Source organism: Kitasatospora xanthocidica, assembly GCF_014656195.1.
Classification (GTDB): domain Bacteria; phylum Actinomycetota; class Actinomycetes; order Streptomycetales; family Streptomycetaceae; genus Kitasatospora; species Kitasatospora xanthocidica.
Map to the genome: position 1 here is coordinate 221,046 of NZ_BNBY01000005.1, position 11,588 is coordinate 232,633.

Here is an 11,588-nt window from a genome sequence, read left to right on the forward strand (position 1 = left end):
ATGAGGAGCAGCACTGATGAGTGCGGACGGCCGCTGGATCCGGCCCGAGTCCACCCGCAAGCCCGTCCTGGGCGGGGCCAGGCGGGGCGGGGTGGGCCTCGGCGAGCGTGAGCGCGACCGGGCCGCGGCCGTACCGGCCCAGCCGTCCCCGGGCGACCGGCGCCGTCGCAAGCCCGGGCCGCCCCGGGTGCCGCACCCGGCCCGGCCGGCCCTGCGGGCCGACTGGCTGCCGCTGCTGGCCGTGCTGCTGGTCCAGGGCGCGCTCTCGTTCCACCTGATCCTCAGCAACACCGCCTTCATCGACGAGGGCACCTACATCTACGCCGGCTACCAGGAGATCGCCCACCTGCGGCACGGCGCCCCGGTGTCGACGTACGAGACCTTCTTCTCCGGCTCCCCGCTGATCTACCCGGTCGTGGTGGCCGTCGCGGACTTCCTCGGCGGACTGAACGGCGCCCGGCTGCTGAGCCTGGTGTTCATGCTCTCCGCCACCGTGGCCGTCCACCTGACGACCAGGCGGCTGCACGGCTCGCTCGCGGCGTTCTGCGCGGCGGCCGCCTTCGTCGCGCTCGGGCCCACCCAGTTCCTGGGCGGCCTGGCCACCTACGACGCGATGGCGCTGGCGGTCCTCGCCTGGGCCGGGTACTTCGCGGTGCGGCTGACCACCGGCGGCGGGTACCCGAGCCTGGTCGCCGCCGGCCTGCTGCTGGCCCTGGCCGGCGCCACCAAGTACGCCGCGCTGCTCTGGGTGCCGGTGGTGGCGGGCCTCGCGGTGCTGGCCGGGCCGCGCGGGTCGCTGCGCTCCTGGGAGGCCTGGCGGCGCGGGCTGCTGGTGCTGCTCACCTTCGCGGTGGCGGTCGGCGCGGCGGCCCTGGCGGCCGGCGAGCGCTACGTCAACGGCTTCAACCACACCACGCTCAAGCGCGCCCCCGGCCACGACTCGTACGGGTACGTGGCCTCGGAGGCGGCCCGCTGGGTCGGCCCGCTGCTGGTGGTGGCGCTGATCGGGGTGGTGGTCCAGCTGGTGCGGGCGCGCCGGCGCGGCGGCGCCGCGTGGCCGGAGTTCTGGCTGGCGCTGCTGCTGCTCCTGGCCGGGCTGATGGCGCCGGTGAACCAGATCCGCATCCACACCTGGCTGTCGCTGCAGAAGCACGTCGACTTCGGCGGCTGGTTCTCCTGCGTCGTGGTGGGCCTGGTGCTGGCCCGCGCGGTGCTGTGGCTGCGGGGGCGCCTGCACCTGGCGGCCGGGGTGGCCGCCGCCGTGCTGGTGGTCGGCCCGCTGGCCTGGGTCGGCGCGGCCCAGGGCCGGGAGATGTACGGCGAGTGGTCGAACTCGAAGGAGTTCGTCGCCGCGCTGGAGCCGTACGTCGTCAAGGGCGAGGACAAGTACCTGGTCGAGAACTACAACGTCCCCGCGTACTACCTGCGCAAGCAGAGCAACTGGCAGCAGTGGCACGACCTGGTGGCGGTCTTCCGCCGTGACCCGGGCACCGGCCAGATGCAGAACGGCGTGCCCGCGATCCAGGCCGGGATCCAGGCGCACGAGTGGAAGGTCGTGGTCCTGGACTTCACCCAGACCGGGGCCACCGACAAGGCGATCCAGCCGACGCTGAAGGCCGCCGGGTACCGGGTGGTCACCGTCGTGAAGAGCGGCGAGCACGGCCGGTACACCGTCTACGTGGCGCCCGGGTACGACAAGAAGCCGTGATGGGCGGCGGCGGGCCGGCGCCCGGGGGAGTGACGGGCGGTCAGAACGCCAGGGTGTAGACCATCAGGTCCATCCCCGGGTACGGCGACCAGTCGCGCCCGGGGGTGCGCAGGAAGCCGACCCGCTCGTAGACCCGGTGGGCGGCGGTCATCTCCGGGCGGGTGGAGAACGCCATGCCGGCCAGGCCGAGCTCGCGGCTGCGGGCGAGGGAGGCGCGCACCAGGGCCTCGCCGACGCCGCGGCCGCGGGCGGCGGTGTCGGTGGCGAGCATCCGGATCTCGCCCTCGCGTTCGGTGGCGATGTCCGCCCACTCGGTGCCGCCGACCGCGAAGGTCACGCAGCCGAGGACCCGCTGTTCGGCCGGGTCGACCGCGACCAGCAGCTCGGCCTCCCTGGCCCGTCGGCCGGCGTCGCGCAGGAGCTCGACGTAGTTGCTCCCGGGCGAGGTGAAGCCACCGCCGACGAAGGCCTCGACGGTGATGCGGCCGGCGTCTTCGAGGTCCTCCGGAAGGGCCTGGCGGATGAGGTAGTCCATGCGGCCAGTGTGCCGGAGGGGGCCGGCGGGCGACGCTCCGGGGTCGAACGGACCGGACCGGGCCGGACCCGGTCCGGTGGCCGGGGCCGCCCCGGGCTTCCGGAACGGCGGCGGCACCCCTGGGGCGGAGGTCAGTTCGCCCCGGCCGTCAGGTGGTCGACGGTGTTCCAGCGGTCCGGGCGCAGCCGCCCCTCGTGGGCCCGCCAGAGGCTGGTGGAGCAGTTGTGCACCGGCCCGAGCGCGATGAGCCGCTCCTCGGTGAGCCGGTCCAGCACGTAGCGGAGCATGAGCACCGTGCAGTCGTGCGCGACCAGCAGGACGGGCCGGCCGGCCTCCTCCTCGCAGAGGTCCCGCAGCAGGCTGCGCACCCGCAGCGCGACGTCGGCCCAGGACTCGCCGCCGGGCGGCCGGTAGTACAGCTCGCCCATCTTGCGCCGCCGGGCCGCCTCCTCCGGGTGCTCGGCCTCGATGGCGGCCTTGGGCAGCATCTCCAGGACGCCGAGCTCGCGGTCGCGCAGCCGCTCGTCGTAGCGGACGGCCAGCGAGACCGGGACGGCGCCGAGTCCGGCGGCCTGGGCGAGCGCGATCCGGGCGGTCTCGGCGGTGCGCTCGTACGGCGAGCACCAGACGCTGCGCGGGCGGTCGGCGCTGGGCAGGGCGGCCCACCAGTGGCCGAGCGCCTGGGCCTGCTGCCGGCCGTGCATCGACAGCGGGATGTCGGCGTCGCGGCAGCTGATCGGGACGCTGAGCGCGCCGGAGGCCTCGGCCAGCTGGAACTCGACGTTGGCGGTGGACTCGCCGTGCCGGGTCGCGATCAGCACGGACGGCAGCCGGGTGGCCGCCGCCGGGCGGTGGCCGGTGACGTGGTGGTGCTGGCTCTGGGTGGGCTGGTGTTGGGCGGGCTGGTGCTGGGTGGACTGGTGTTGGCCGTTGAGGGTGGTGCCGAGTTCTGCCATGGCCGCGAGCTCCCCGTGGTCGATCAGGTTCCGGCCGGTTGCCGGTCCGGTCTGGTGGTGCCCGGCGTGCACGCCTGTTCATACATATGATCGCGCCGCCTTCTCCAGTGTTGACGGAGAAGGCGGCGCGATCACAGGGCGCGTACCGCGCGAATCAGTGCGCCGCTACGGGCTCCGGCGCGTTCTCCAGCTCGTCGTCGCCGGCGTCGGCGCTGTAGTCGGACGGCTTGGTCTCGTCCGGGCCGTCCGGCGCGTTGAACGCCCTCAGCACCAGGGTGAGCACCACCGCGACGACCAGGTTCAGCACGAAGGCGGTCAGGCCGATGTAGCCGATCTCGCCGATGCCGGGGATCTCGGCCGCGTTGCCGCCGAAGTGCTTGGTCTTCGGGCTGGCGATCCCGTACGCCTCCCAGGTGCCGTAGACCATGCCGGCCGCCCAGCCGGCGAACAGCGCCCAGTGGTGGAACCAGCGGGTGAACAGGCCGCCGACGATGGCGACGAAGGTCTGCAGGATCCACAGGCCGCCCAGCAGCTGGAGGTTGATCGCGGCCTGCTTGTCCATGCCGAGCACGAAGACCAGCGCGCCGACCTTCACCAGCAGCGAGACCGCCTTGGCGACCCGGGTCTCGTCGGCGGGGGTGGCGGCGGGCTTGAGCCAGTCCTTGTAGACGTTGCGGGTGAACAGGTTGGCGGCCGCGATGGACATGATGGCGGCCGGCACCAGCGCGCCGATCCCGATCGCGGCGAAGGCCACGCCGGTGAACCAGTCCGGGAACATGTTCGCGAACAGCTGCGGCACCGAGAGCTGGGCGTTGAAGCCCTTGTCGCCCTTGCCCACGCCGGCCGCGATCGCCATGAAGCCGAGCAGCGCCAGCAGGCCCAGCATCAGCGAGTAGGCGGGCATGATCGCCATGTTGCGGCGCACGGTGTTGCGGGACTTGGAGGCGAGCACGCCGGTCACCGAGTGCGGGTACATGAACAGCGCCATCGCCGAGCCGAGCCCGAGCGTGGCGTACGTCCACTGCTTGTTGTCCGGGACGGTCAGCGAGCCGGCCTTGGTCTGCTTGAAGTGCTCCGCGACCGAGTCGAAGATGTGCCCGTAGCCGCCCAGCCGGATCGGGATGTAGATCACCGCGACGATGATCACGATGTAGACCAGGGCGTCCTTGACGAAGGCGATCAGCGCCGGGGCGCGCAGGCCGGAGGAGTAGGTGTAGGCGGCCAGCACGCCGAAGGCGATGAACAGCGGCAGGTCCTTGACGAACCAGTTGGCGTTCTCCCCGCCGCCGACGCCCAGCACGTCCAGCACCGCCTGGATGCCGACGAGCTGCAGGGCGATGTACGGCATGGTGGCCAGGATCCCGGTCAGCGCGATCACCAGGGACAGCGGCCGCGAGCCGTACCGGCCGCGCACGAAGTCGGCCGGGGTCACGTAGCCGTGCACCCGGGAGACCGACCAGAGCCGGGGCAGGAAGAGGAAGACCAGCGGGTAGGCGATGATCGTGTACGGCACCGCGAAGAAGCCCGCCGCGCCGGTCGCGTAGACCGCGGCCGGGACGGCGACGAAGGTGTACGCGGTGTAGAGGTCGCCGCCGAGCAGGAACCAGGTCACCCAGGTCCCGAAGCTGCGTCCGCCCAGACCCCACTCGTCCAGGTGCGCGGCGTCGTCCGCGCGGCGCCAGCGCGAGGCGAGGAAGCCCATCACGGTGACCAGGGCGAAGAACAGCACGAAGACCACGAGGGCCGGCACGTTGACGTCCTTCATCGCGCACCGCCCTTCCGGGCCGCCTTGCGGGCCTTCTCGTCCCGGTTGATCAGCAGGTAGGCGGCGACGGTGAAGATCGCCGACGCCGGCACCCAGAGCAGCTGGTACCAGTAGAAGAACGGCATCCCGCCCGCCGCCGGCTCGGTCTTGTCGTACGAGGACACCCACAGCATCGCGACGATCGGCACGAGCAGGGCGAGGCCCGCCAGCACCCGCTCGGGCGTCACCGCCGGGACCGGGGCCCCGGCTGGCTCGGGCATGACATCTTCGAAAGCATCGGGATCAGACGGCATCTTCGGCTCCGCTCCGGAGGGTTATCCCCGTCGGCGCCGCAGCCCGGGAGGCGCGGTACGCCCCCGGACCCGCCGAGCAGCACCATCGGTGATCGGCAGTCAGTACGGCTGCGCAATCTAGGGCATGGGGTGATCCATGTCACCGGTATTGACGCAACTTCCCGCCATCCGGACGCGCGCGAAGCTCCGGGAACGCGAAAGGCACCGGCGCGCGGGTCGCGCGCGCCGGTGCCCGTGGCGCGATGAGGGCGTGCGCCAGCCGTGGACGCTTCGGTTACTCCGGGCGCTTCAGCCGGGTGATGAACTTGTAGCGGTCGCCCCGGTAGATGGAGCGGACCCACTCGACCGGGTCGCCCTCGGCGTCGAAGGAGTGCCGGGACAGCTGCAGCATCGGCAGGCCGAGGTCGGAGCCGAGCAGCCCGGCCTCGCGCGGGTTGGCCAGGGTGGTCTCGATGGTCTCCTCGGCCTCGGCCACGGTGACCCCGTAGACCTCGCGCAGCGCCGCGTACAGCGAGTTGTGCTTGGCCAGGTTGCGCCGCAGGGCCGGGAAGCGCTTGGCGGACAGGTGGGCGACCTCGATGGCCATCGGGTCGCCGTTGGCCAGGCGCAGCCGCTCGATCCGCAGCACCCGGCCGCCGGGCTTGATGTCGAGCAGCGGGGCGAGCCGGTCGTCGGCGGTGATGTAGCCGATCTCGATCAGCCGGGAGGTGGGCTCCAGGCCCTGGGCCCGCATGTCCTCGGTGTAGGAGGTGAGCTGCAGGGCCTGGGCGACCTTGGGCTTGGCCACGAAGGTGCCCTTGCCCTGGATGCGCTCCAGCCGGCCCTCGACGACCAGCTCCTGCAGGGCCTGGCGGACGGTGGTGCGCGAGGTGTCGAACTGGGCGGCCAGCGCGCGCTCGGGCGGGACCGGGGTGCCGGCCGGCTGGGTCTCGGTGAGCTGCAGCAAGTGGCGCTTGAGGCCGTAGTACTTGGGGACGCGCGCGGTCGGGTCGGTGCCGGCCTGCGTCGGGAGGTTCTTCACCTCGGGGTCGTCGGCCTGGGCGGTGGTTCCCCCGTCGCTGCTCATCGGACCTGTTCTCCCGCTTCTCGCGGGGCCTTCACAAGCCCCGCCACATCGTTAACGGGTCACATCGTTGCATGTATGGCTACGGAACGAATACCTCATCACGCGATGAACGATGTGCGGTGTCGGCTTGATAACGGGTGGTCGAGATCGGTCGAACAGCCGTTGACAGGCTCATTGGTCTAGGCCAAGCTCCAGGCATCTGGTCTACACCACTAGACCGGTTACTACGAATCCCCCCACCCGTTCGAAGGGGTCCGCGGCACCAATTCTCCCGCTTCGCGTGGGTCTGCCGCTGCCGCCCGACGGGGGTAACCCAGGCATCCCTCAGGAGGATGGCGTGAAGCGTCAGCTCATCGCGGCGGTCGGCGTCGCAGCAATGGTCGTCGGCCTGGCGGCTTGCGGCTCGGACGGAAAGAAGAGCGACGGCGACTCGAAGTCGACGTCCGCCTCGGCCGCCGACAAGTACAAGGGCAAGACGCTGAAGGTGTGGCTGATGACCGGCTCGGCCCCGAAGGGCTGGACGGACGCGGTCAAGGGCGACTTCGAGACCGCCTACCCGGGCTCCAAGGTCGACTTCCAGATCCAGGAGTGGGACGGCATCGGCCCGAAGGTCACCGCCGCGCTCTCCGAGGGCTCGGTCGACGTCCTGGAGATCGGCAACACCCAGACCGCCGGCTACGCGGCCTCGGGCGGCCTGCTCGACATCACCAAGGACAAGGCCGCCCTGGGCGGCGACGGCTGGGCCGCCAACCAGAACGAGGCCGCCGTCCTGGAGGGCAAGCAGTACGCCGCCCCGTGGTGGGTCTCCAACCGCGTCGTCGCCTACAACAAGGACCTGTGGGCCAAGGCGGGCCTGACCGCCGCCCCGAAGACCCTGGACGAGCTCTACGCCGACCTCGACAAGCTCAAGACCACCGAGGGCGTCGTCGACCCGATCTACCTCCCGGGCCAGGAGTGGTACACCTACTTCGGTCTGCTCACCGGTGAGGGCGGCAAGATCGCCAAGAAGGACGGCGACAAGTGGGTCGGCGGCCTGTCCTCGCCCGAGGCGCAGAAGGCCTTCGAGACCTACAAGAAGCTCCAGGGCTACTCGGCCACCGGTCCGAAGGACAAGGACGAGGCCACCCCGCAGCAGAAGGACGTCTTCGCCAAGGGCAACGTCGGCGCGATGATCGGCCTCGGCTGGGAGCTGCCGGCCGAGAAGGACATGGCCAAGGACAAGATCGGCTTCTTCCCGCTCCCCGGCAAGACCGCCGACAAGCCCTCCGGCGTCTTCCTCGGTGGCTCGAACCTGGCGGTCGCCGCGCAGAGCAAGAACACCGACATGGCGAAGGACTTCCTGAAGGTCGCCCTCAACGACAAGAACGAGGGCCTGGTCGCCGCCGCGGGCAACATCCCGAACAAGGCCGCGCTGAACAGCCAGATCACCGGTGACTTCGCGAAGGCCGCCCAGACGGCCGCGGCGGTCGGCGGCATCACCCCGAACACCCCGAACTGGGCCAGCGTCGAGGACAAGCCGAACCCGATCAAGGACTTCCTTACCGCCGCCCTGCAGGGTGGCGACTACGCCGCCACGGCCAAGAAGTACGACGACGAGATCGCGAAGCGCCTCAACCAGAAGCAGTAGGAACCGAGCGGCGTCGCTCACCGGCCCCCGGCGGGGGGTCGGTGGGCGGCGCCTGTCCGTCGTGGTCGGGTTGTGAGGAAGTGAGAACGATGGCTGTGCATTCAGAGCGGGTGCAGGCACCGTCCCCGGACGCGGGGCAGGCCGTGGTGGCCGGCAGTGGGACGAGCGCCGCGGGCGGCGGCTCCAAGGGCGCCGCGCCGAAGCGCACCAGACCGGCGGGCGGCCCGGGTGCGGGCGCCCGCTTCGCCCCGTACCTGCTGCTGCTGCCGGCCGTCCTGGCGACCATCGGCCTGCTGGGCTGGCCGCTGGTCAAGACGGTGCTGCTGTCGTTCCAGAACCTCAACCGGCGCCAGCTGGTCATGCACTTGACCGAGTGGACCGGCTTCGACAACTACAAGGAGCAGCTGACCGACCCGGACTTCTGGGCGGTCACCGGTCGCACCGTCGTCTTCACACTGGTCAACGTGGTGCTGATCATGGTCGGCGGTACGCTCGTCGGCCTGCTGCTCAACCACCTCGGCAAGAAGATGCGGCTGGTGCTGTCGATCGGGCTGCTGATGGCCTGGGCCATGCCGGTGGTCGCCGCGACCACCGTCTACACCTGGCTGTTCGACCAGCAGTGGGGCGTCGTCAACTGGTTCCTGGACCAGCTGGGTTGGCACTCGATGGCCGACTACAACTGGCTCAGCTCGCAGTACTCGACCTTCTTCGTCGTCATCCTGCTGATCGTCTGGCAGTCGATCCCCTTCGTGGCGTTCAACATGTACGCCGGCCTGACCACCATCCCCAAGGAGCTCTACGAGGCCGCCCGGATGGACGGCGCCGGCGCCGGCAAGATCTTCAGCCTGGTGATCTTCCCCAACCTGAAGCCGTTCTTCCTCGCCACGACCTTCCTGGAGGTCATCTGGGTGTTCAAGTCCTTCACCCAGGTCTACGCGATCAACGGCGGCGGCCCCGAGAACCTGACCCGGACCCTGCCCGTGCACGCCTTCCTGGAGGGCTCGTCCGGCCAGCACTACGGCATCGGCTCCGCGATCGCGGTGCTCACCATCCTGATGCTGGGCGCCCTGATGGCGTACTACTTCCGCATCATGATCAAGCAGGAGGACGAGCTGTGAGGCGCTCTCTCTTCGGACGTACCTGGCCGAACGTGATCGCGGTCGTCCTCTTCGTCTTCTTCATCTTCCCCGTCTACTGGATGGTCGCGACCTCCTTCAAGCAGGACCGCGACATCATCAGCAAGACGCCGGTCTTCCTGCCGCTCGACGGCACGCTCGACCACTTCACCACCGCCGTCGACGCGCCGAACTTCTGGACGTACGTCCTCAACAGCGTCACCGTCACCGTCGGCGCGGTGCTGCTCTCGCTGGCGATCGCGACCCTGGCGTCCTTCGCCATCGCCCGGATGAAGTTCCGCGGCCGCAAGACCTTCGTGCTGATCATCATGGTGGCGCAGATGGCGCCCTGGGAGGTCATGACCATCGCGGTCTACATGATCTCCCGCGACAACGACATGCTGAACAGCCTGCTGCCGCTGACGCTCTTCTACATGATGATGGTCCTGCCCTTCACCATCTGGACGCTGCGCGGCTTCATCGCCGCCGTCCCGAAGGAGCTGGAGGAGTCGGCCATGGTGGACGGCTGCACCCGCACCCAGGCGTTCGTGAAGGTGATCTTCCCGCTGCTGGCCCCCGGTCTGATGTCGACCTCGCTGTTCGGCTTCATCACGGCGTGGAACGAGTTCCCGCTCGTCCTGATCCTGAACAAGGAGGAGGGCAAGACCCTCCCGCTGTGGCTGTCCTCCTTCAAGACGGCCTTCGGCAACGACTGGGGCGCCACGATGGCCGCGTCCACGATGTTCGCCATCCCCGTGCTGATCCTGTTCATCTTCCTGCAGCGCAAGGCGGTCGGCGGTCTGACCGACGGCGCCGTGAAGGGCTGAGTCACCGTGAGCATCCTCGTACCCACCGTGCCGGACAGCGACCAGCTGCACCGCGACGCCCTGACCGTCCTGCAGCCCGGCTTCGTCGGCACCGAGCCGCCGCAGTGGCTGCTGCGCCACCTCGCCGCCGGGCTCGGCTCGGTCGCGCTGTTCGACCGCAACGTGGTCGACCTCGACCAGCTCGCCGCGCTCACCCGGTCGCTGCGCGCCGAGAACCCCGACCTCCTGATCGCCATCGACGAGGAGAGCGGCGACGTCACCCGGCTGGAGGCGGGCTCCGGCTCCTCCTGGCCCGGCAACCTCGCGCTCGGCGCGATCGACGACCCGGCGCTGACCCGGGACGTCGCCCGCGAGCTCGGCCGGGCGCTGGCCGCGGCCGGCGTCAACTACAACTGGGCGCCCACCGCGGACGTCAACTCCAACCCGCGCAACCCGGTCATCGGGGTCCGTTCCTTCGGCGCCGACCCCGAGCTGTGCGCCCGGCACACCGCCGCCTGGGTCGAGGGCCTGCAGTCGGCCGGTGTGGCCGCCTGCTCCAAGCACTTCCCCGGCCACGGCGACACCGCGGTGGACTCGCACCACGGGCTGCCGGTCATCGACGTCGACCTGGACGTGCTGCGGGCCCGCGACCTGATCCCGTTCCAGGCGGCGATCGCGGCCGGCACCAAGGCGGTGATGACCGCCCACATCATGATCCCGGCACTGGACCCGAAGCTGCCGGCCACCCTGAGCCCGACCGTGCTGCGCGACCTGCTGCGCGCCGCCCCGGCCGACGGCGGCCTCGGCTACCAGGGCCTGATCGTCAGCGACGCGATCGAGATGGGCGCCATCGCCGACACCTTCGGGATGGGCGAGGGCACCGTGCTGGCCCTGGCGGCCGGCGCGGACGCGATCTGCGTCGGCGGCGGGCTGGCCGACGAGGAGACCGTGCTGATGCTGCGCGACGCCATCGTGGCGGGCGTGCGGGCCGGCCGGCTCGGCGAGGACCGGCTGGCGGACGCCGCCGCGCGGGTCCGGGCGCTGGGCAGCTGGGGCCGGATCTCGGCCCAGGGCGAGCGGCCGGAGCCGGACCTGGCGGTCGGCCTGCGGGCCGCGCGCCGGGCGCTGAAGGTGGTCCGGGCGCCGGGCCTGGTGTCGCCGCCGGTGAGCGAGCGCCCGTACGTGGCCTCGTTCTCGGACGAGCCGAACATCGCGGTCGGCGACGTCACCCCGTGGGGCGTGGCGGGCATGCTGGCCGACCGCTTCCCCGGCACCCGCACCCGCGAGGTGTCGGCGGCCGAGGCGACCCCGGAGCTGCTGGACGGCCTGGTCGGCGAGCTGGTGGCCGGCGCCGGGGGCCGCCGCCTGGTGCTGGTGGTCCGGGACGCGCACCGCTACCCGTGGATGTCCGCCGTGCTGGGGCGCCTGGTGGCGGCCCGTCCGGACGCCGCCGTGGTCGAGATGGGGCTGCCCCAGTCCGAGCCGGTCGGCGCGCTCTACATCGCCACCCACGGCGCCGCCCGGGTCTGCGGGCTGGCGGCCGTGGAGGTGCTCACCGGGCAGCCGGGAGCGGTCGGCTGAACGACCGGCGGATCGTCACCGGCGGTGTCCGGGGGCGTCGGCCGACGGGCTCGTCATGCGCATGTCGCATGGCGGGCCCGTTTTGTTTTCCCTGACTTCGCCTGGCGGGTCCGCCGGATGACCGTGTTCCCTCAAG

The 11,588-nt window shown here is 71.1% G+C and carries 10 protein-coding genes; 5 read left to right on the top strand and 5 right to left on the bottom strand.

The genetic code is table 11. From position 1 onward, the window contains the following. Positions 1-16 precede the first annotated feature (16 nt). Positions 17-1,708: a glycosyltransferase family 39 protein gene (locus IE332_RS11375; protein ID WP_189915663.1), complete on the top strand. Its 1,692-nt coding sequence runs from the start codon at positions 17-19 to the stop codon at positions 1,706-1,708. Positions 1,709-1,748: 40 nt separating this feature from the next. On the opposite strand, the gene IE332_RS11380 is transcribed toward IE332_RS11375, so the two are convergent. From IE332_RS11380 to IE332_RS11400, 5 genes are all read right to left on the bottom strand, one after another. Continuing rightward, positions 1,749-2,243 (bottom strand): GNAT family N-acetyltransferase, encoded by a 495-nt coding sequence (locus tag IE332_RS11380; protein ID WP_189915664.1) that lies wholly within the window; start codon positions 2,241-2,243, stop codon positions 1,749-1,751. A gap of 131 nt (positions 2,244-2,374) precedes the next feature. Next, the gene (locus tag IE332_RS11385; protein ID WP_189915665.1) at positions 2,375-3,199 is read right to left on the bottom strand and encodes a histidine phosphatase family protein; all 825 of its coding nucleotides are present in this window, start codon (positions 3,197-3,199) and stop codon (positions 2,375-2,377) included. A gap of 154 nt (positions 3,200-3,353) precedes the next feature. Continuing rightward, positions 3,354-4,964: a monocarboxylate uptake permease MctP gene (gene mctP / locus IE332_RS11390; RefSeq protein WP_189915666.1), complete on the bottom strand. Its 1,611-nt coding sequence runs from the start codon at positions 4,962-4,964 to the stop codon at positions 3,354-3,356. Continuing rightward, positions 4,961-5,224: a DUF3311 domain-containing protein gene (locus tag IE332_RS11395; RefSeq protein ID WP_189915667.1), complete on the bottom strand. Its 264-nt coding sequence runs from the start codon at positions 5,222-5,224 to the stop codon at positions 4,961-4,963. Before IE332_RS11395 ends, mctP begins: the two co-directional genes overlap by 4 nt. Positions 5,225-5,531: 307 nt before the next feature. Continuing rightward, entirely contained in the window at positions 5,532-6,323 is a 792-nt protein-coding gene (locus tag IE332_RS11400; protein WP_189915668.1) for a GntR family transcriptional regulator, read from the bottom strand. Positions 6,324-6,660: 337 nt separating this feature from the next. Between IE332_RS11400 and IE332_RS11405 the strand changes: the two genes are divergently transcribed. The 4 genes from IE332_RS11405 (at position 6,661) to IE332_RS11420 (ending at position 11,452) form a co-directional block, all read left to right on the top strand. Next, positions 6,661-7,950, top strand: coding sequence for an extracellular solute-binding protein (locus IE332_RS11405; protein WP_189915669.1), 1,290 nt, complete (start codon positions 6,661-6,663; stop codon positions 7,948-7,950). An 89-nt stretch (positions 7,951-8,039) separates the two neighbouring features. Next, positions 8,040-9,068, top strand: coding sequence for a carbohydrate ABC transporter permease (locus tag IE332_RS11410; protein WP_189915670.1), 1,029 nt, complete (start codon positions 8,040-8,042; stop codon positions 9,066-9,068). Further along, a complete protein-coding gene (locus IE332_RS11415) occupies positions 9,065-9,892 on the top strand; it encodes a carbohydrate ABC transporter permease (protein WP_189915671.1) in 828 nt (275 codons plus the stop codon). The genes IE332_RS11410 and IE332_RS11415 overlap by 4 nt, the downstream gene beginning before the upstream one ends. A gap of 6 nt (positions 9,893-9,898) precedes the next feature. After that, positions 9,899-11,452: a glycoside hydrolase family 3 protein gene (locus IE332_RS11420; protein ID WP_189915672.1), complete on the top strand. Its 1,554-nt coding sequence runs from the start codon at positions 9,899-9,901 to the stop codon at positions 11,450-11,452. Positions 11,453-11,588: the final 136 nt, after the last annotated feature.